The sequence below is a fragment of the Vibrio sp. 14G-20 genome (assembly GCF_026241515.1).
In the GTDB taxonomy this organism is placed as follows: Bacteria; Pseudomonadota; Gammaproteobacteria; order Enterobacterales; family Vibrionaceae; genus Vibrio.
The window spans coordinates 44,224-63,560 of record NZ_JAPHPW010000022.1 but is presented as its reverse complement, the minus strand read 5'-3'; the positions used below and the strand labels follow the sequence as shown (position 1 = coordinate 63,560).

Annotated in this window: 16 protein-coding genes; 7 read left to right on the top strand and 9 right to left on the bottom strand. The window is 45.0% G+C overall.

Annotation, left to right across the window (positions count from 1 at the left end):
• Position 1 precedes the first annotated feature (1 nt).
• From OQJ75_RS17740 to OQJ75_RS17730, 3 genes are all read right to left on the bottom strand, one after another.
• A complete protein-coding gene (locus tag OQJ75_RS17740) occupies positions 2 to 442 on the bottom strand; it encodes a PTS sugar transporter subunit IIA (RefSeq protein WP_265974187.1) in 441 nt (146 codons plus the stop codon).
• A 259-nt stretch (positions 443 to 701) separates the two neighbouring features.
• Positions 702 to 1,919: a mannose-6-phosphate isomerase, class I gene (gene manA / locus OQJ75_RS17735; RefSeq protein ID WP_265974186.1), complete on the bottom strand. Its 1,218-nt coding sequence runs from the start codon at positions 1,917 to 1,919 to the stop codon at positions 702 to 704.
• A gap of 110 nt (positions 1,920 to 2,029) precedes the next feature.
• On the bottom strand, positions 2,030 to 3,934 hold the full coding sequence (locus OQJ75_RS17730; protein ID WP_265974185.1) for a PTS fructose transporter subunit IIABC: 1,905 nt from the start codon (positions 3,932 to 3,934) through the stop codon (positions 2,030 to 2,032).
• A 378-nt stretch (positions 3,935 to 4,312) separates the two neighbouring features.
• Here OQJ75_RS17730 and OQJ75_RS17725 point away from each other — a divergent pair, with 378 nt between their 5' ends.
• Both OQJ75_RS17725 and OQJ75_RS17720 read left to right on the top strand, forming a co-directional pair.
• The gene (locus OQJ75_RS17725; protein ID WP_265974184.1) at positions 4,313 to 5,152 is read left to right on the top strand and encodes a helix-turn-helix transcriptional regulator; all 840 of its coding nucleotides are present in this window, start codon (positions 4,313 to 4,315) and stop codon (positions 5,150 to 5,152) included.
• Positions 5,153 to 5,705: 553 nt separating this feature from the next.
• Positions 5,706 to 7,484, top strand: coding sequence for a sodium:solute symporter family transporter (locus OQJ75_RS17720; protein ID WP_265974183.1), 1,779 nt, complete (start codon positions 5,706 to 5,708; stop codon positions 7,482 to 7,484).
• 149 nt (positions 7,485 to 7,633) lie between these two features.
• On the opposite strand, the gene OQJ75_RS17715 is transcribed toward OQJ75_RS17720, so the two are convergent.
• Together OQJ75_RS17715 and OQJ75_RS17710 are read right to left on the bottom strand one after the other, a co-directional pair.
• Positions 7,634 to 8,407 (bottom strand): PTS sugar transporter subunit IIA, encoded by a 774-nt coding sequence (locus OQJ75_RS17715; RefSeq protein WP_265974202.1) that lies wholly within the window; start codon positions 8,405 to 8,407, stop codon positions 7,634 to 7,636.
• 7 nt (positions 8,408 to 8,414) lie between these two features.
• Positions 8,415 to 8,717 carry a PTS fructose transporter subunit IIB gene (locus tag OQJ75_RS17710; protein WP_135442460.1) on the bottom strand — a complete coding sequence of 101 codons (303 nt, stop codon included), beginning with the start codon at positions 8,715 to 8,717 and terminating at the stop codon, positions 8,415 to 8,417.
• 227 nt (positions 8,718 to 8,944) lie between these two features.
• Between OQJ75_RS17710 and OQJ75_RS17705 the strand changes: the two genes are divergently transcribed.
• Entirely contained in the window at positions 8,945 to 10,810 is a 1,866-nt protein-coding gene (locus tag OQJ75_RS17705) for a fructose-specific PTS transporter subunit EIIC (RefSeq protein WP_265974182.1), read from the top strand.
• A 113-nt stretch (positions 10,811 to 10,923) separates the two neighbouring features.
• Here the strand turns inward: OQJ75_RS17705 and OQJ75_RS17700 are convergent, their stop codons facing one another.
• Both OQJ75_RS17700 and OQJ75_RS17695 read right to left on the bottom strand, forming a co-directional pair.
• Entirely contained in the window at positions 10,924 to 11,508 is a 585-nt protein-coding gene (locus OQJ75_RS17700) for a TetR/AcrR family transcriptional regulator (protein WP_265974181.1), read from the bottom strand.
• Positions 11,509 to 11,647: 139 nt separating this feature from the next.
• Positions 11,648 to 11,821: a hypothetical protein gene (locus OQJ75_RS17695; RefSeq protein ID WP_017061661.1), complete on the bottom strand. Its 174-nt coding sequence runs from the start codon at positions 11,819 to 11,821 to the stop codon at positions 11,648 to 11,650.
• A 494-nt stretch (positions 11,822 to 12,315) separates the two neighbouring features.
• Between OQJ75_RS17695 and OQJ75_RS17690 the strand changes: the two genes are divergently transcribed.
• A complete protein-coding gene (locus OQJ75_RS17690) occupies positions 12,316 to 14,295 on the top strand; it encodes a methyl-accepting chemotaxis protein (RefSeq protein WP_265974178.1) in 1,980 nt (659 codons plus the stop codon).
• A 119-nt stretch (positions 14,296 to 14,414) separates the two neighbouring features.
• Here the strand turns inward: OQJ75_RS17690 and OQJ75_RS17685 are convergent, their stop codons facing one another.
• Complete coding sequence (locus tag OQJ75_RS17685; protein WP_050651346.1) at positions 14,415 to 14,837, bottom strand: organic hydroperoxide resistance protein; 423 nt, start codon at positions 14,835 to 14,837, stop codon at positions 14,415 to 14,417.
• A gap of 128 nt (positions 14,838 to 14,965) precedes the next feature.
• Here OQJ75_RS17685 and OQJ75_RS17680 point away from each other — a divergent pair, with 128 nt between their 5' ends.
• Positions 14,966 to 15,403, top strand: coding sequence for a MarR family winged helix-turn-helix transcriptional regulator (locus tag OQJ75_RS17680; RefSeq protein WP_017092224.1), 438 nt, complete (start codon positions 14,966 to 14,968; stop codon positions 15,401 to 15,403).
• 152 nt (positions 15,404 to 15,555) lie between these two features.
• On the opposite strand, the gene OQJ75_RS17675 is transcribed toward OQJ75_RS17680, so the two are convergent.
• Positions 15,556 to 16,719 carry an amino acid permease gene (locus OQJ75_RS17675; RefSeq protein WP_017061663.1) on the bottom strand — a complete coding sequence of 388 codons (1,164 nt, stop codon included), beginning with the start codon at positions 16,717 to 16,719 and terminating at the stop codon, positions 15,556 to 15,558.
• A 436-nt stretch (positions 16,720 to 17,155) separates the two neighbouring features.
• Between OQJ75_RS17675 and OQJ75_RS17670 the strand changes: the two genes are divergently transcribed.
• Positions 17,156 to 18,358: an MFS transporter gene (locus tag OQJ75_RS17670; RefSeq protein WP_265974177.1), complete on the top strand. Its 1,203-nt coding sequence runs from the start codon at positions 17,156 to 17,158 to the stop codon at positions 18,356 to 18,358.
• On the top strand, positions 18,333 to 19,319 hold the full coding sequence (gene yidZ, locus OQJ75_RS17665; RefSeq protein ID WP_265974176.1) for an HTH-type transcriptional regulator YidZ: 987 nt from the start codon (positions 18,333 to 18,335) through the stop codon (positions 19,317 to 19,319). The genes OQJ75_RS17670 and yidZ overlap by 26 nt, the downstream gene beginning before the upstream one ends.
• The last annotated feature ends 18 nt before the right edge of the window (positions 19,320 to 19,337 follow it).

Here is a 19,337-nt window from a genome sequence, read left to right as displayed (position 1 = left end):
CTTATGAATTAATTAAAATATTAAGGATTTGATGTTCATCTTTTGCGTTATGGATATCTTGAATAAATTCATCACTGAATTTTCCAAATAGTTCTTGTAGTACATAAATATGATGGTCAGCACCGTTATCTGGTGAGGCAATCATAAAAAACACGGTTGGATTAATGCCGTCTTCATCGCCATACTCGATGCCTTCTCGCTTTACGCCGATAGCGATTGCCGGCTCTGTTACTGCCTTGCTTTTTGAGTGTGGGTAAGCGATGCCGTCCATTGAGGTGATACTTTGAGATTCACGAATTTCAATGTCTGCCAAGAAGGCTTCTTTATCACTGATTCGGTTGTTCTCAAATAACATGCTTGCCAATTCTTCAAACAGTTCTTTTTTATTATTCGCTTGAAGGTTGTTATTAATTAAGTTGACGTTAGTTAGCTGTGTGATCATTTATTAACTCATTCACTATTGAAGTTCTTGAATTAAAATTAATGGATTAACCCGATTCGCGAAATAGCAAATAAAAGCCCTTCACTGTACATTTGTATCCAGCAAAATTAAGTGTGATTTGCATCATTTATGCGGTGTGATATTGATCATATTTGATGGCGTTTTGGATTAGGTTTTTGACACGCTAATAGCCTTCGTCAAAAACAAAAATGCCCCGCAAAAGCAGGGCATGAACAGTGTGTACTGAGTTCTGAGGGAGCTAGCTGTAAGCACGCGCCACGCGTCCAACGCAGTCCAGTTTGTAACTCTCAGCATAAGCAGGAATGAATACCGACTGACCTTTCTCTATCACGCAGGTTTCGCCACATTGGTGAGTGAGCACCATAGATTCGTCGAGCGGCAATAGGATCTCGGCACCTTCGGTCGTGATCTGTCGTTGATGTGAGTTTTGCACGATAGAGAACTTAAAATCCTCGACCGGAATTTCGTATTCCATCACATCACCTTGTTCAACCGGGCTGAGCAGTAATCTATCCGCAGGTTTTTCATTAAATCGAGTACAAGAAACCAGTTCGTTCACGTCCATGTACTTAGGCGTTAACCCGGCACGCAGCACATTGTCTGAGTTCGCCATGATTTCTAAGCCTGTACCCTTGATGTAAGCGTGAGGTGTTTCAGCGTCCAGATACATGGCTTGCCCCGGCTTTAGGGTGATCACGTTCAATAGCAGCGGAGCAAACAGGCCGACATCACCTGGGTATTGGTCTCCCAGTTCTGAAATCAATTGGAATACACGTTTATCAGAAAGCTTGGCCTTCATGATCAACATGGTAAGTGCCATTCCTTTTTGCTCACCTTCCAAAGACAGTAAGCTCGCAAAAAAGCAGGCTAAGCCATTGGGGGTTTGATCGCCCGCGAGATCGTTAACCATCGAATGAAGCTCTGGAATGTCGAGATAATGGAAGTGCTCAAGGATCTCGCTGATTGACCTAAAACCATTCATCGCCTTGTAGTCGGTTAGGGCATACACCAGTTCTGGCTTGTGATTAGGATCCTTGTACTTGCGGTTCCCCGCTGTCATCGGAATGCCTTGCTGCTCTTCAAGAGCGTAGCCAGATTCGGCTTGCTGCTTGTTCGGGTGAACTTGAACAGACAGTGCTTTCTCAGCAGCTAACACTTTGAATAGGTACGGCAGTTCGCCAAAACGACTCGCCACTTTCTCGCTTAGAAACAGGTTTAGGTTCTTAGAGATTAAGCTCGATAATGTGGTCTGCTGCCCGTTATCAGTCACCATTGAGCAACCATTCGGGTGAGCGCCCATCCAGATCTCCGCTTGCGGTTCACCAGATTGGTTATCAATACCAAACAGTTGGCTGAACGAAGAAGGGCTACCCCATGCGTAGTTTTGAATCACGTTGGTCATAGGGTAGAAAAATCGTTGTACGAACGAGTCGTTCGCTAAAGAAAAATCAGACATCGAAATCACCATGAAGGGAAACATGGCTTGAGCTCTATTCGTTCCTAAAAAACTATTAGCTACTAAAAACAGTAGGGTAGAGGGGCTCAAGCCATTGGAGTTGAAATGGCTTAAGCCGCTGCTGTTGTTAGCTTGGCTTTGCGTAGATTTTTAAGCGCGATACAAGTAACCGCAGTCACGCCCGCACCTGATGCCATGCACAGAAGTGCTAGCAGTGGGTAGTTCATTGCGCCTAGTAGAGCGACAACTGGGCCACCGTGAGCAACGCTGTTGGTAATCCCAAATGAGAACGCCATAACCGCAGCCGTCATTGAACCAAGCACGTTGGCTGGGATTACTGACATCGGGTCTTGAGCCGCGAAAGGAATCGCACCTTCAGAGATACCCACTAAGCCCATTGCGCCTGCTGCTTTACCCGCTTCGATTTCTGATGATTCGAACAGGTCGAACTTACGGCCAAGTCTGGTTGCGATAGCCATACCCAGTGGAGCGACAGGAATTGCACACGCCATTGCACCCATGAATTGAGTTTGACCGCTGGCAATCATGCCGACCGAGAATAGGAACGCCACCTTGTTGAACGGGCCACCCATATCAAAGCCAGCCATACCACCCAGTACAATACCAAGCAGAACCACGTTGCCTGTGCTCATGCTAGTAAGTAGGGCAGTAAGAGCATCCATCAATCCCGCGATAGGTGCGCCGATAACAAAGATGAACAGGCCAGCGATGAATAGAGAACCAGTGATCGGAGCGATCATGATAGGCACAAGCGGCTGGACGAATTTGTGGTAGTTAAACGAGGTAATCCATTTAACGAAGTAACCCACTAATAGGCCTGCGATGATTGCGCCAATGAAGCCAGTACCTGCGTCAGCACCATAGAAAGAACCGTTGTTGGCAATCCAGCCGCCAATCAAGCCAGGGGTTAGAGCTGGGCGGTCGGCAATCGCGTAAGCAATGTAGCCAGCTAAGATCGGGATCATCAGTGTGAAGGCAACCACGCCGACTTCTAAGATTTGGTTCCACATGCTGCCAGCAGGAATCGCCATACCAGATTCACTTGGCTCACCGCCAATCGCTAGCGCTAGGGCAATCAAAAGGCCGCCAGTCACCACGAATGGGATCATGTGTGACACGCCATTCATCAAGTAGCGATATAGGTCTGAACGCGCTTGTGATGCTTTTTCGGCAACGGATTGATTGGTCGGCGCTTGTTCGGCTTGGTAACTTGGTGCGTTGAGAGCTTGTTTAATCAAGCCCTGTGCGTCTTTGATTGGCGCTTTCACGTTGGTGCAAATCACGCGTTTGCCAGCAAAACGAGCCATGTCGACTTGCTTGTCACAAGCCACAACAATTGCGTCGGCACGTTCGATCTCGTCTTGAGTCGGGCTGTTTTTAACACCAATAGAACCGTTAGTTTCGACCTTGATGTCGTAACCAAGAGCCGCCGCGCCTTTCTCTAACGCCTCTGCTGCCAAATAAGTGTGTGCCACGCCAGCTGGGCAACCTGTCACGCCAATGATGAAGCCTTGTTTCTCAATATTGGTTTCTGTCTCAGCAGGTTCAGGTTTGGTAAGCAGTAGCTCTAACGCCGCTTGTTCAGAGTCGGCATTCATGAAGTTTTCGATAAAACCTTCTTCAATCAATTTTGAAGAAAGCTCTGCCAATACTTCGATGTGGTGATTGTCGCCGCCATCAGGAGAGGCAATCATAAAGAATAGTTTTGATGGCTGACCGTCATCGGCGCCGTACTCGATGCCCTGTTTGTGGACGCCGATAACAACCGCGGGTTTGATCACCGCGCTGCTTTTGGCGTGTGGTAGGGCGATGCCTTCTTCAAACCCTGTGTTGCCTTGTTCTTCTCGCGCTTTAATGTCGGCAAGAAACTGCGCTTTGTCTGAAATTCGACCTTGTGCGTACAGCACGTCTATTAGTTCTTTAAATACGTCTTCTTTGGAATTGGCGCTAAGCGAAAGCTTAATCAAATCTTGATTGATCAATGTCGTGATCATAATGAACCCCTACTCTTTTTTATTTTGTTAGGGGTATTCTGAAATTGATTACTTACCTTCTGTAGTGAAGAAAAAACGCATTTACTGGATGATTGTTGCCTTATAAATGGAGTGTGATTTTGATCGGTTAGTGGCGCGTTTTTCGGCCTCTATTGACATAGGTTGAGTCTGCTTGAGGCTTTTATTTGCAAGGGGTTTGGCGTGTAGAGTTATCGGGGGAACAATGTGCTATATCAGATTTGTGACTGGAGATTTATTCCCACTACTGGATTTTTGTAACTTAGATCTCAAATTGTGATTTTGCTCAATAGCGCTATGTTTCACTAAGGAGTATATCTATTCCCGTAGCCTTATTGCTGCTTATAAGAGTTCGAATAAATGATATTTCATGACCTAATCTCGTCGGTATTAAACGAGCGAGAACCGTTTCACAACATCTGGTTTGCTGGAGATTTTCATACGCCTTCAGCATGCAGTTATCAGGTGAACTTTCCGCGTTTAGAGCTGGTGCTAGACGGTGAGTATATAAATGAAATGGAGAGTCATGATCGCAAAATTACCAACGTTACCGCCAAAGCGGGTGATGCGATTTTCATCCCGCCTAACTGCTGGAATAAGCCCAATTGGGATACCGATTGCTCGGTTCTGAGTATGTTGTTTGGGCGTCGTCAGCTGGGTTTAAGTTTGGTGAGCAAACGCAAAGGCGAGGAGAGTTTTTATGATATTCAAAAGCACAGTATTCAGACTCGTTCTGGGTTCGCGATTGATAACATTTTGGAGGCGCTCAGCTCGTTAGCGAGAGAGAGCAACAAGCAGCCAATGGACGAGTTATTACTGCAAGCACTACTGCAATACAGCAAGTCGATGTTGGATGCGCCGGTCGAGAAGTCTCACAGCCGAGTGCAGGATGTGTATCAGGGGATTTGTATCTACATTCAAGAGAACTTCCATCGCCAAATAACCCGAGACAGCATTGCCTCACGCTTTAGCATTTCATCCAATCACTTGTCGCGAATGTTCCGTCAGCAAGGCCACATGACGTTGGCAGAATACATCACACGCGTGCGAGTCGACCGCGCCAAGTTCATGCTCAAAAAGTACAACTTCAAGCTCAATGAAGTGGCGGTGCGTTGTGGCTTCAAGGACGTGAATTACTTTTGTCGAGTGTTTAAAAATCGAACAGGAAGAACACCGACACAATATCGTGGGTCAATCTAATATACTCTAAAATTCCCTTTTCTGACCTGAGCTTATACGACCGAAATTTGTATGACTAGAGCATCACTGCTGACTCCGAACTGCTATGATCCATTTGCTTTGTGTTCTCCTCTTCCGTTTATTCCTACGCTTCATATCTAAGTCCATTTTTCTATTTACCGTGTTTCACTAAGTAACTCCAATTAATAATATTAAGGGTTAGTTTTGCGAGTTGCTTATTATTTCCGCTCTCTATTGATTGAATTAAATGTGTGAGAGTTGATGTATTAACGCGATGCATTTAATGAATGTTAAGTAAATTAAAAACTACTTATCGAGACGACAAAATCTTGTTATTGTTGTCCGAGTTACTGATTGAGTTTGATTTAAGTCATTGATTTTAAATGTTTACCTTGTGTCGGCTTATTCTTTATTTACTAGCGCGCAATTAATGCCTCGAAATCAAATATTCAGGTTTATATGTCCCATCACAATCTTGACTTATAATACTACAAATTAAATTTTCTATGGATAATATGCTCTTCAGATATTAATAATAAAGAAGACTTAATTCATGGAACTCAATACTCTGATCGTAGGAATTTATTTCCTTTTCCTTATCGCAATAGGTTGGATGTTTAGAACGTTCACCAGTACAACCAGTGACTATTTCCGCGGGGGCGGTAACATGCTTTGGTGGATGGTTGGCGCAACTGCGTTTATGACTCAGTTCAGTGCTTGGACTTTCACCGGTGCAGCAGGTAAAGCGTATGCCGATGGTATGGCTGTCGCGGTTATCTTCCTAGCAAACGCATTTGGTTACTTGATGAACTACCTGTACTTTGCTCCGAAATTCCGTCAGCTGCGTGTAGTCACGCCAATTGACGCGATTCGCATGCGTTTTGGTAGCTTGAACGAGCAAGTGTTTACTTGGTCTGGCATGCCGAACAGTATAGTGTCTGCAGGTATCTGGCTAAATGGCTTGGCGATTATCGCATCGGGCATCTTTGGCTTCGATATGACGACAACCATCGTTCTAACCGGTCTTGTTGTACTGGTGATGTCGGTGACAGGCGGTTCATGGGCGGTTATCGCATCTGACTTCATGCAGATGGTCATCATCATGGCGGTAACAGTAACGTGTGCTGCGGTCGCTATTGTGCAAGGTGGCGGTGTTACTGAGATCATTAATGACTTCCCTGTAGCAGAAGGCGCATCATTCGTTTCGGGTAACAATCTGAACTACGTAAGCATCTTCGGAATCTGGGCATTTTTCATCTTCTTCAAGCAGTTCAGTATTACTAACAACATGTTGAACTCTTACCGTTACCTAGCGGCAAAAGACTCTAAGAACGCGAAGAAAGCAGCACTATTGGCGTGTATTCTGATGACAATTGGTCCAATCATTTGGTTCATGCCACCTTGGTTTGTTGCGGGACAAGGCGTTGATCTTGCAGCGCATTACCCAGATGCAGGTTCTAAAGCGGGCGATTTTGCTTACCTATACTTTGTAGAGCAATACATGCCAGCAGGTATGGTGGGGCTTCTAATCGCAGCGATGTTTGCGGCAACCATGTCTTCAATGGACTCAGGCTTAAACCGTAACTCAGGTATCTTTGTAATCAACTTCTACCAACCAATTCTTCGTCCAAACGCGACAGAGAAAGAGCTGATGATTGTGTCTAAGTTGATGTCTACCTTCTTTGGTCTTGCTATCATCCTTATCGCGCTGTTTATCAACTCGCTAAAAGGCTTGAGCCTGTTCGACACCATGATGTACGTGGGCGCATTAATCGGCTTCCCAATGACCATCCCTGCATTCTGTGGTTTCTTCCTTAAGAAGACTCCGGACTGGGCAGGTTGGGGTACGCTAGTAGTTGGTGCGATTGTGTCTTACATCGTTGGTTTCGTGATTACCGCTGAGATGCTGCAGAACCTGTTCAACCTAGAGCCGCTAACGAGCCGTGAATGGTCTGACTTGAAAGTAGCGGTAGGTCTGATTGCACACTTAACATTTACTGCTGGCTTTTTTATTCTATCGACTCTGTTCTACAAACCACTAGAGGCGTCTCGTCAGAAAGATGTGGACACCTTCTTCAACAACCTTGCGACGCCATTGGTTTCTGAATCAACAGCTCAGAAGAAACTGGATAACAAACAACGTCACATGCTGGGCTCACTGATTGCAGTGTCTGGTGTGGCAGTGATGGCGATGTTTGCTCTGCCAAACCCATTCTGGGGAAGAATGATGTTCGTATTGTGTGGCGGTATCGTGTTCATCGTTGGTCTGATGCTGGTGAAAGCCGTGGACGACTCGGTGGAAGATGCGAAACAAGAGAACAAAACGGCTTAGGTAACTAAACTTACTAAATGGGCCATATAGAATAGAACGGCTGAGCGTGATTGCTCAGCCGTTTTTTATTGTGTGAACCATTGAGATTACAACTACTGGAGCGAGTAACTTAGATAATTAAGGAAATGAATTTAAAAGGGAGAGAAGAACTAAATCAGACGTGAAGAGATGTACATCAACAGCGCTTGTAGATCGACACTGCTTCGAGTCTTTTGTAAACGCTCATTGACCTGATCGTGAAGCAGGTTTCTGGTTAGGTTAGTGGCCGCCACAATGTGCTCTCGCTGTGGCTTGGTAGGCAGTACCAAAGCGATAGCAACGTGCACCTCTCCAATGCGTGAAGCCCAATCAATCGGGTCGTCACTGACGATGACCGCAATCGAGAGATCTTGAGTCGATTCAAACATTACATGTGGAAGTGCGATTCCCGGGGATACACACGTAGACGAGCGTTCCTCTCGCTTAATAAAGGCAAGAATCAGCTCATCCGGATCTTCTGGATACACGAGGTGAGCGAGCCCTTTTAAGCACTCAAATTTGGTCAGTTGAGTTTGTGCTTTGGCATGGTGCCACTTGATCTCACAAGGTGGACATATCTGCGGCATACGCTGGATTAGATCTTTCGAGAACTCATGGTTCACTTGCGAGCCAACCATAGCGTAATGCTCAGCAATCACATCTTTAAGAACGAAACACGCTAGCTCTGCATCAATACCGACCGCAGTGATCTGACATAAATCACCACGAAGTAAACCCACTTGTAGCATTGCAACGGATTTGGAGAGATCAGCCGTTCGGTTTTGAGTGATGTTGATAATGCGGATGTTGCTTTTGAACTTCTTCGCTAAGCGAGTCAGCGGCTGCGCGACATGTGAGTTCGCGGCAGGATCGTTAACGAAGAAGGTGATCTGGTATTCGTTCATAAAAGGTTTAAGTTCGACAATGCTTAATGAAGACTTTATCGACACTCAATAACACCTCTTCCATTGGAACAAATACGGTTTTGGCTGGGTCAAATCGGCTTGGTTGTTCGATGTCGATATCAGAGACGATCAACACTTTGTCTGCGAGGGTAATATCCTGGCCTGTCAGTAAGTTTTCAATACCCATAGCGCCTTGCGTCTCAACCTTGATCGAAACGTTGAACTTAGGGGCTGTTTTATTTAGAGCATCAGCTGCCATATAGGTGTGCGCAATGCCTGTAGGGCACGCAGTTACCGCTACAATTCTCATTATTATTCTCGGCTTGTGTGGATCAGATACTATTATCCGAATCTGTGGATTTTATGGATTGCCGTTTTTAATTCAAAGGTGGACGTCACACTCTGAGTTCTTGGTTACAATTATCCAGTTAATGCACTTTTCGTCCTATATATTGAGAAGCCTTGCGTCGTTAATCTTTTCATCTCATTAACTTCTTTAGCTCATTTACTTAAATCGGCACTCGTACGAGGCAGCATATGGATATCACTAACATTATCGAGCCAGAGATTATCTGCTTGGAATTACAGGCAGACTCGAAACAGGCGGTATTTGAAGAGCTTGTTGAACTGCTCGACCGTGCCGGTAAGCTCTCGAGTAAAAGTGATTTCCTTGATGATATCTGGAAGCGTGAAGCTATAGGTAATACTGGATTTGATGATGGTATTGCGATTCCACACGCGAAAAGTAAAGCCGTAGCTAAACCTGCTGTCGCCGTCGGTATCAGTCGTTCTGGAATCGATTATGGGGCCGACGGTGGTGAATTGTCGGATGTGTTCTTTATGCTCGCTTCACCCGATAACAATGATGATCATCATATCGAGGTATTGGCTCAAATATCGACCAAACTGATTGAAGATGACTTTGTTACAAAATTAAAGGCAGTGGAGTCGGTAGAGGAAGCTTTGGAGTTGTTTCTCGAAGCCAATTCTGAATCGTTCGATAGTTACGCCTCCAACTATCATGAAGTGTACATCGAGCCGCTCAGTCCTTGGGCTCAATCTCTCAATCGCCTTAAAGAACACTTGTTGTACGGTACTTCACACATGATTCCATTCGTGGTCGCGGGCGGTGTTCTGTTGTCTTTATCGGTCATGATGTCTGGTCACGGTGCCGTTCCAGAGAGCGGCGTTTTGGCTGACATTGCACAAATGGGTATTGCGGGTTTAACGCTTTTTACCGCCGTGCTCGGCGGTTACATCGCCTATTCAATGGCAGACAAACCGGGTTTAGCACCAGGCATGATTGGTTCTTGGGTGGCGGTTAATCAATACAACACTGGTTTCCTTGGTGCGATTGTGGTCGGCTTTTTCGCAGGCTTTGTGGTTAATCTACTTAAGAAGATCAAGCTGCCAGACAGCATGATCTCGCTGAGCTCTATCTTCATCTATCCGCTTGTCGGCACTTTTGTTACCTGTGGGGCTGTGATGTGGGTGATTGGTGCCCCCATTGCGCAGGTGATGCTTGAGATGAATCAAATGCTGACTGGCATGGCTGGCTCAGGAAAAGTGGTTCTGGGTAGCATTCTAGGTGCAATGACCGCGTTTGATATGGGCGGCCCAATCAACAAAGTAGCCACGCTGTTTGCACAAACTCAGGTGAATACTCAGCCATGGTTAATGGGGGGGGTTGGCATTGCCATTTGTACACCTCCATTAGGTATGGCGCTGGCGACTTTCTTATCGCCGAAGAAGTTTAAACGAGACGAACGCGAAGCAGGTAAAGCAGCAGGTATTATGGGAATGATTGGCATCAGTGAAGGTGCAATCCCATTTGCAGCGGCCGATCCTGCGCGTGTTCTGCCTGCGGTTGTGGCTGGTGGCATTGTCGGTAACGTGGTTGGCTTTATGTTCCATGTAGTAAACCATGCTCCTTGGGGGGGCTGGATTGTTTTGCCTGTGGTTGATGGCAAGATTGGCTACATTGTTGGAACGTTAGCGGGTGCACTGACGACGGCTGCGATCGTTATACTGCTTAAAAAGAATGTGGTTGAAGACGAGTCTCGCTCTAATCAATTTGCGGGTGGTTCGGTCACGGAAGAAGGGCAAGCTGATGTACTTGCTATTACTTCTTGCCCGTCAGGTGTCGCGCACACTTTTCTGGCGGCTAAGTCTTTGGAAAAGGCGGCACATCATCTTGGGGTTCGGATAAAAGTCGAAACACAAGGTGCAAACGGGATAGGCAATCGCATTACACAAAAAGATATTGAAAAAGCTAGGCTAGTGATTTTTGCTCACGATGTGGCAATCAAAGAAGTCGAGCGCTTTGCGAACGTTAAAACCTTAGATGTCAGCACCAAAGAAGCGATGCTTAATGCACAGGCGTTAATCATGAGGAAAGTATAAAAGTAATCTGCTCTTGAGATTGGCTGAAAAGCGATAAATAAAAAGACGCCCAAGTATTGATAATAATACTTGGGCGTCTTTTTATATGGTCTGAGCTTATATAAGTTCAGCCTCTAAAAAGGGTGGTACTTAAATACGTCCTCAACCATCGAATTGAGTAATTCGATGTCGTCGCATGTTTTCGCATAGGTACGCAGGCCAGCGATTTGAACCTGAACATGACGAGCAAGCTGAGCGGGTTCTCGCTCTTTGCTTATCTCACCTAGATCTTGTGATTCAGCTATCAACTTGGCGAATTCACCTTCCATGATTTTCAATGATTTCTTGGCTTCTTCCAATAATTCGGCGTGCTCATCAGTAAGCTCGGCCACCGTTTTTGCCAGCATACACATGCCATTTGGTGAGCTTTGTTTTGATTCGACTACAGCACGTTTGACGAAGTTTTCGAGCGCTTTGATTGGAGAATCCGTTTCACTGCGAAAGCGATTCAGATTGAGAATGCCAAGCTCGGTATAACGAGCAAGAGTTTCCTTAAATAGGCCTTCTTTGCTGCCAAAAGTCGCGTAGATGCTTCCCGGACGCATATCAATCACGTCTTGCAGGTTGCGCATAGAAGTTGCGTGAAAGCCCTTTTCCCAATACAGGTTAGTTGCTTTGTCTACTACGTCTTGTCTATCGAACTTAGCGGTCTTAGCCATAACATCTACTTTATTAATCTGAACATATGTTCAATATTTTATGCTGAACGCCCGTTCTAGTAAAGGTGTGTTTAGCTGCTTTGCGCAGGCTTAGAACATCAAAGAGTTAATAAAACATCCCGATCATCAGGAAATCATCTTAATCATCAATAACTTCTACGGTCTTGTGCTGAGCGCCGTAGTAGGTGCCTTCATCGATGGTGTACATCAATGTTGCTTCGCACTCTGGACAATCGAATTCCTCATTGGGTTCAATGGCCGCTTCTTCTACCCATTCCCAACCGATATGTTCTTCGCAAGCGGGACAATCCATACAATATCTCTCAGTTGTTGTCGCATATTTATTGCGAATCTCTACTTTAATAATTCGGCATTATACATATTTAGTTAACGAGGAATAGACAGTTAATCAGCGCAGAATAGGGAGTTGGTTAGTTGTGAATCAATCGCTGGCGAGCGTTGAATCTATAGTTAGTTCTGAATATTTCGTTTTCTCTGAGCACATAATTGGTGCAGACCTACCCCTTTTGGGTAGTTAAAATGTGTCAGATTTCAGTCGCTTACGTCAATAAAATGTTGTTGCACGTGTTTTTGGTATCGTTAGGTCGCTTAGCTAACAGTTTTATCGGTAAATCAATGAATTTTGTAAGGTTAAATGTTACTTTCATCGCATCGCGATCTGTGTGGCACGGTAATTGGTGCACATTGATCAAGTTGAATAATTATACAGTCACAATTGAGGCGCATCTTATTAAGGATGTGCGTGTTAGATGACTGAAAAGATTTGTTAGCTGCTAGGAAATAAAAATGAAATTAACCGATATGTCTTTTAAGCAAAAAATTATCGCTTTGCTTATTTTACCGATCTTAGGGTTTCTCTGGCTCAGTGTTTCAGCGATATCCAAGGGCGTGGAAACTAAGACTGAAATGTCTTCATTAAACCAACTGACACGCCTTTCGGTTGTATACAGTGAGTTAGTGCATGAGTTACAAAAAGAGCGAGGCATGACTGCTGGCTTTATTGGTTCTCAAGGAACCAAGTTTGTCAGTGAATTAGCCTCGCAGAGAACCAGTGCTGACAACCGACGTAATGAAAGAAACGATTACTGGCAGTCTGCCAATATCAATCTGCCACAGATAAATCGCCTGAACACAGAGATAAGCCAAAGCCTTAATCAACTTTCTTCTATTCGAAATCGAGTGGACTCTCAATCGATTCCTCTGTCTGAGGCTTTGGGTTACTACACCAAACTTAATGCAAAGCTGCTGAGCGTATCGGCGTTAATTGCTGAGCTTAGCTCTGATGCTGCCATCACCACTGAAACCATCGCTTACTACAACTTTTTGCAAGGTAAAGAGCGTGCTGGTATTGAGCGTGCTGTCCTAAATAACACCTTCTCTAAAAATGAATTTGGCCCAGGCATGTTGGTTAGATTCATCTCTTTGGTGACACAGCAAAATACTTATTTCTCTAACTTCGAAGTGTTGGGTAACCCAGAGAACGTTCGTTTCTTTGAACAGCAATTGAATGATCGTTCGGTGGCAGAAGTAGAAAAGCTTCGTGGTTTGGCTGAATCTAAGATGAGCGGCTTTGATGTTGATCCTGTTTACTGGTTCTCGCAATCTACCGCTCGTATTGTTCAGCTAAAGAAAACAGAAAACCACCTAGCAGAGTCACTTATCGCACTGACAGAGAAAAAAATGTCAGAGGCGCAGTCTGCGATGATGATGAGTATTGGTCTGTTTGCTTTGATAACCTTGTTCGCGACCTTCGTGAGCTATAAGGCGATCAGCGACCTGACGATGAGAGTAAAAGATCTTACAGTGATGTTGTCTAAGGTTCGTAATGACAACGACTTAACAGTTCGCGCTAAGTTCGTTGGCAACAGTGAGCTTGGACAGATCTCTTCGGCACTGAACGAAACCTTAGAGAAGTTTTCAAACGTTATCGACAACTTATCTCAGTCGAGTCTGACTTTGGCTTCAGCCGCAGAAGAAACCTCGCAAACTTGTCACTACAACTCGAACACGCTAGTGCAACAACAAGACCAAATTGGCTTGGTTGCAACGGCGACAGAAGAGCTATCGGCAACGGTAAATGAAGTGGCCGCGAAAACTCAGCAGACAGCAAGCTCCGCTAAAATGGTCGATGAGCAGTCGCAAGAAGGTTTGAGCACAGTCCAAGACTCTTACCACTCGATCGAGAAACTGGCATCTGAGATTAATGACCTCGCTGAAAAGATCACGCATCTACACGAGAGCAGCAACAACATTAACAGTGTGATTGATGTGATTAAGTCGGTAGCAGAACAAACCAACTTACTTGCGTTGAACGCGGCAATTGAAGCGGCTCGTGCGGGTGAGCAAGGCCGTGGTTTCGCCGTCGTCGCCGATGAAGTTCGCACGCTAGCACAGCGTACTCAACAGTCGACAGCTGAAATCGAAGGTTTCATCAGCTCGCTACAGTCTGATGTGCAAACCGCGTTTAATGTGATTGATAACAGCCAGAAGATGTCGTCTAAAGCGGTTGAGGATTCAAAAGAGGTGGAGCACACCTTACAAGGAATCTCAGCATCGGTAAGCGAGATCTTTAGCATGACTGAGCAGATCGCAACCGCAACCGAAGAGCAAGCGGTAGTGACTCAAGACATCGCTCAGAACGTAATGGCAGTAGAGCAGAAGTCGACAGAATCTACGACAGGGGCAACGCAAATAGCTGCAACAGCCAAAGAACAAGCTCAGCTAGCAGCTTCATTGAAAGATATTGCGAGTACGTTTAAGAGCTAAGAGAAGAGCTAGAGTTAAAGTTGATAGTTATATAACGAAATGTCCCGCCTAGTGCGGGACATTTTTTTAGCGGGGTACTTTTTCTTTTTTTTGGGAAGGGGATGAAGCGGCTAAAGCGGCTAAAGCGCTTGTCCGTTAACCGACAATTTTACATCAATGTTGCCACGAACTGCGTTTGAGTAAGGGCAAACTTGGTGCGCCGTTTTCACAAGCGTTACAGCTTGTTCTTGCTCTAAATCGAGTTCAATCGATAGAGCAACAGTTAAAGCAAAGCCACCGTTTTCATTTGGTCCGATACCCACAGTTGCAGTCGTTGGCGCCGATGCGATTTTGATTTTCATCTCTTTTGCAACGTGAAGTAGAGCATTTGAGAAACACGCAGAGTAGCCCGCAGCAAACAGTTGTTCAGGGTTGGTCGCTTCACCTGTACCGCCCATTTCTTTAGGGTAGCTCAACGCCACTGAAAGCAGATTGTCATCAGTAGAAACTTGGCCGTTACGACCCGCCGTTGCTGTAGCAGAAGTTGTGTAGAATGTTGTCATTGTCTTAGTCCTTAATTGTGATTGTGTGCAACTAAATTGCGCGCAACTTAATTTTAAAGCTAGCCTAATTGATAAAATTTGAGCGCGCAAGTATATTGTGCGCAATTTAATTTATTGGTGAGGTGGTTATGAGTGACCAAGATGACTATCTAAAGTTGGATAATCAGGTGTGTTTCGCGCTGTATAGTGCGTCGAATGCAATGAGTAGAGCGTATCAACCTTTGCTGAAAGCACTTGATCTTACTTACTTGCAATACATTGTGATGATGGTGCTTTGGGAAGAGAAAGAGATAAATGTCAAAGCGCTAGGTGCAAAAACGCATTTAGATTCAGGCACCTTGACGCCACTACTCAAGCGTTTGGAAGTGAAAGGTTATGTGCTTAGAACTCGCAGTATTGAAGATGAGCGAGTTCGAGTTATCACGTTGACACCTGCCGGGGTCGAACTCAAAGAACAAGCGCAAACAGTGCCAGTAGAAATGCTATGTCTTTCTAAGATGAATGAAGATGAGCTTAAATCACTAAAAGCTCAGTGTGAGCAATTGCTTGGTAATTTGACCAAGTAAGTACTTGTAGTTTTCGGCAATGGTAATAAGAAAACGAAAAAGCCCGTTAGTCCTACTGTTAATTAGTTACGATTGCTAATTCGAGTAAGGCTAACGGGCTATTTGTATCTGCTGTCTTCTAAATAGCAACAGATAGTCCATTCGATTGGGATCTACCCCATAAACCAAGACACGAAAATCAACGCACCAAAACCGAATGTTGCCATTAGTGCCGTGTCGCCACCGGCTGCTGTGTAGCTGCCTTCGGTTTGTAGGTGAGGGAAGTCAGGTCTGCGAACCTTAACCACCATTGCGAGTGGTCCCCAGATAGCTAGGAAAACCAGCACCATACCTGCGTAGTCCAACATGCTTACAAACTGGCTAGCGAACAGCTCTGCTAATACCAAAGGCAAAATGAAGGTCAGCGCATAAGCCAACGCTTTGTTGTTGGTCACCGCGTCTTTGTTTTGGTCGTAAAGCGCCATCGACACGCCGAGGAAAGAAGTCACCAAGGCTAGAGCAGAGAACAGAGCGATCACCACTTTCAACCAAGCAGATTGGCCGCTGAACGCAGAGATCAACTCAGAGATATTGTGGAACTGGCTGATCGCGTCTGTGCCAAGGTTGCCGATAATCGCGAATAACCAAGTTAGGTAGCAAATTAATGGAATCACTGAGCCTAGCAGAATCATATTGCGGATCTGCTTTTGAGTTGCTTCACGGTTGTAGATAACCAGTGACGGGATCACCACCATAGAGGCAAAGCTAGTAAAGATAACTGCGCTGTATTGCACTACGTCGTTGGCCGTGTATTGGCTGGTTTGAGTTAGGTAATCAAGGCGAATGTTGCTAAACAAGGATGCAATAACGATAAACAGCATCACGACCATCAAGATGAATAGCCCGCGATTCAGTTTGTCGATATAAGACTTGCCCGAGACGACGATAGCGCCCATCAATAGGCTGAAAATTGTATACGCAACGGATGCTGATACATCGACACCCACATCGAGCAGTAGCTTATGAATGATGTCACCGACACCCAAGATATAAGCGATCAACATGCATACTAGCAGCAGGTAAAAGAGTGCATTGATAAAGTGTTTACCTTTGCTGCCCAGAGTGAGGTAAGCAACGCTGCTCATGCCACTATTGTCTTTGGTTTTTGTACACGCTTCTGCCAGTAGGAGTGCAGAGTATGTGGTGCCAATAAAGATAAGTAGCATCAACACTGAGCTGATCATGAAGCCAAATTGAGCCAACACCATTGGGATAGCTAACATGCCAGCCCCTAATGCAGTTCCTGAAAGAATCAAAGAACTGCCGAATAATTTCATATTCAAGAAAGCAACCTCAAAGTATCCAATTAATTTTTAGTTGGATTGTAAATATTTGTTGCCAAGCCTAACAAATTACTCAGTAAAGTTAGGGGTTAAATTCTAATTATTTTTGAATTTTTCTAAAAAATTTAAGCAGGAATTTACGGTGGATATGAGTGGTTAATTTAAGTATTCACTCGGTGAGTTTATTTATCGTTTTGATAACTTTTGTAAATTGTTCACCGATTAATAGGCAGCGGTTTATAGCTGATAAATCGGTGTCTTAATTTCAGCTGATTTGAGTCAAAACCTTGCTTATTTCGTTAATTCTTGTCTGCCGCCTTTTCTACACACTGAGGGTTTGTCGTAAATGGAAAGATCCGTTGTCGTAGATGCCACTCGGTAGTTTGGCGTTTCGCTCTTATTATCCTCACACCAATTATGTGGGGGTGTTATGTATCGTTTTCTGTTTTGTAGTTTCGCGCTTGTTCTCTTGTATCCAACGGCGATTGATTTGTATTTGGTTGGCTTGCCTCAAATTGCCGCTGATTTAAATGCTTCGGAGGCGCAGCTCCATGTGGCGTTCTCTATCTACCTTGCAGGTATGGCAACCACCATGCTGTTCGCCGGTAAATTTGCCGACAATGTAGGAAGAAAGCCTGTCGCGATTTTCGGTGCGATTGTCTTTGCTATCTCTTCAATGTTAGGTGGCATTGTGACCAGCGCGGAACCGTTTCTAGCGGTACGCTTTTTCCAAGGTGTTGGTGCGGGTTCTTGTTATGTGGTGGCATTCGCCATTTTACGAGATGTGTTAGATGACCAAAAGCGCGCCAAGGTGTTGTCGATGATGAATGGCATCACCTGCATCGTGCCAGTGCTTGCGCCGGTGATCGGTCACCTCATCATGACGGTGTACCCTTGGCCAAGTCTATTTACGACTATGGCAAGTATGGGCGTTGTGGTGTGTTTGTTGTCGGTGTTAGTACTAAGAGAAACTAAGCCGAATAGCAAAGGTTCGGAAGTAACAAAAGCTTCTGTGTCTCAATCATCTTCAACCGAAACTTTTAAGGAACCCTTGTTTATCAGCCGAGTGATCATGACTAGTTTGGGCGTGACGGCGATTCTGACTTACGTGAATGTGTCTCCGATGCTGATCATGACTGAGCTTGGTTTCGACCGTGGTCAATACTCGTATACCATGGCTCTCACAGCATTAGTAAGTATGTTGGTGTCGTTCTCTGCGCCGTTTGCCTTGAATGTGTTTAAGCAGAAAAGCCTCATGCTGACATCTCAAACGTGCTTTGTTATTGCAGCTATTTTGTTGTTTGCATCGATTGATGGTGGGTTAGGGCATTATGTAACCATGCTAGGCTTTGCTTTTGTGTGTGGTGGTTTCTCGCTAGGTTTTGGTGTCGCGATGAGCCAAGCATTGAGCTGTTATTCACAGCGCGCAGGTGTGGCAAGTTCAATACTCGGAGTTTCCCAAGTATGTACTTCAGCACTGTTTATCTGGTTTATGGGCGTTATCGGACTAAGTGCATTGAATATGTTGGCATTTATATTGGCTGCTGGTGGAGTTATCAGTATTGCTCTAATACTATGGGTAGGTCCTTCCCTAGTTAAAAGTGATTATGAAGCAGCCACTAGCCCGTCTTGATCTGAATTTGTTATTCACTCTGCAATTGCTGTTGCAAGAGCAGAGTGTTTCAAAAGCTGCCAAAAAGCTCAACGTCACGCCTTCAACGGTAAGCAAATCACTGACTAAACTTCGAGACTGGTTCGATGATCCTCTATTTGTGAAAACGCCGAGGGGCTTAACGCCAACACCACTTGCGTTGAGCATGGTGAAAGATCTTCAAGACTGGTTGCAGATTGGTAGTCAAATACTCACTACTCGTGGCGACGATGCCCCAAAGGACTTACGTTTAAACTTAGAAGCCGAATCTCCGTTATCGTTGATCATGCTGAACGAATTGACGCAAAGCGTGTATCAACGTTATCCCAATGCGAAGATCAAAATGCGCAATTGGGACTACGATTCGATAGACTCCATCGTACGTGGCGAATCTGATATTGGATTTTCAGGGCGAGAAAGCCACCCACGTTCGAAAGAATCTCTAGATGCACTGCCATACTTCATTGATTTCGAGGTACTGTTCCACGATTTGCCCGTGGTGTATCTGAGAAAAGACCACCCAGCCTTGCAAGAAGAGTGGAACCTTGAGGCTTTCCTCAAATACCCTCACATCAATATTGTGTGGGAGAAAAGTGAAACATGGGCGTTGGATGAAATTCTCACAGATTTGCAACTCGACCGACATATCGCACTTACGCTAGCGGGTTTTGAGCAGTCTTTGTTTATGGCGGCTCAGTCAAACCACACCATGACTACCGTGGCACCGAATTACTGCCGGCGTTACGTTGAACAACTTCACCCTAATCTTACTTGTCTGCCTATTCCTCTAGATGAAGAGAACGCCAAAAAGCTGCTGATCCCGTTCACCATGATTTGGCACAAGCGCAATGCCTACAACCCAATCGTTCTATGGTTAAAAGACACGCTCAGAGAGCTTTACCAATTTGAAGTTCAACAAGGACAAGATAAGAAAAATGTTTAATGGGCTGTTGACCTGACT

What these genes read in the sequence shown, in the direction of transcription:
- OQJ75_RS17690 (WP_265974178.1), top strand. Translation starts at nt 12,316, where the DNA reads ATGAAATTAACCGATATGTCTTTTAAGCAAAAAATTATCGCTTTGCTT.
- OQJ75_RS17680 (WP_017092224.1), top strand. Translation starts at nt 14,966, where the DNA reads ATGAGTGACCAAGATGACTATCTAAAGTTGGATAATCAGGTGTGTTTC.
- OQJ75_RS17675 (WP_017061663.1), bottom strand. Translation starts at nt 16,719, where the DNA reads ATGAAATTATTCGGCAGTTCTTTGATTCTTTCAGGAACTGCATTAGGG.
- OQJ75_RS17710 (WP_135442460.1), bottom strand. Translation starts at nt 8,717, where the DNA reads ATGAGAATTGTAGCGGTAACTGCGTGCCCTACAGGCATTGCGCACACC.
- OQJ75_RS17730 (WP_265974185.1), bottom strand. Translation starts at nt 3,934, where the DNA reads ATGATCACGACATTGATCAATCAAGATTTGATTAAGCTTTCGCTTAGC.
- OQJ75_RS17695 (WP_017061661.1), bottom strand. Translation starts at nt 11,821, where the DNA reads ATGGATTGTCCCGCTTGCGAAGAACATATCGGTTGGGAATGGGTAGAA.
- OQJ75_RS17685 (WP_050651346.1), bottom strand. Translation starts at nt 14,837, where the DNA reads ATGACAACATTCTACACAACTTCTGCTACAGCAACGGCGGGTCGTAAC.
- OQJ75_RS17725 (WP_265974184.1), top strand. Translation starts at nt 4,313, where the DNA reads ATGATATTTCATGACCTAATCTCGTCGGTATTAAACGAGCGAGAACCG.
- yidZ (WP_265974176.1), top strand. Translation starts at nt 18,333, where the DNA reads ATGAAGCAGCCACTAGCCCGTCTTGATCTGAATTTGTTATTCACTCTG.
- OQJ75_RS17715 (WP_265974202.1), bottom strand. Translation starts at nt 8,407, where the DNA reads ATGAACGAATACCAGATCACCTTCTTCGTTAACGATCCTGCCGCGAAC.
- OQJ75_RS17705 (WP_265974182.1), top strand. Translation starts at nt 8,945, where the DNA reads ATGGATATCACTAACATTATCGAGCCAGAGATTATCTGCTTGGAATTA.
- OQJ75_RS17700 (WP_265974181.1), bottom strand. Translation starts at nt 11,508, where the DNA reads ATGGCTAAGACCGCTAAGTTCGATAGACAAGACGTAGTAGACAAAGCA.
- OQJ75_RS17670 (WP_265974177.1), top strand. Translation starts at nt 17,156, where the DNA reads ATGTATCGTTTTCTGTTTTGTAGTTTCGCGCTTGTTCTCTTGTATCCA.
- manA (WP_265974186.1), bottom strand. Translation starts at nt 1,919, where the DNA reads ATGTCTGATTTTTCTTTAGCGAACGACTCGTTCGTACAACGATTTTTC.
- OQJ75_RS17720 (WP_265974183.1), top strand. Translation starts at nt 5,706, where the DNA reads ATGGAACTCAATACTCTGATCGTAGGAATTTATTTCCTTTTCCTTATC.
- OQJ75_RS17740 (WP_265974187.1), bottom strand. Translation starts at nt 442, where the DNA reads ATGATCACACAGCTAACTAACGTCAACTTAATTAATAACAACCTTCAA.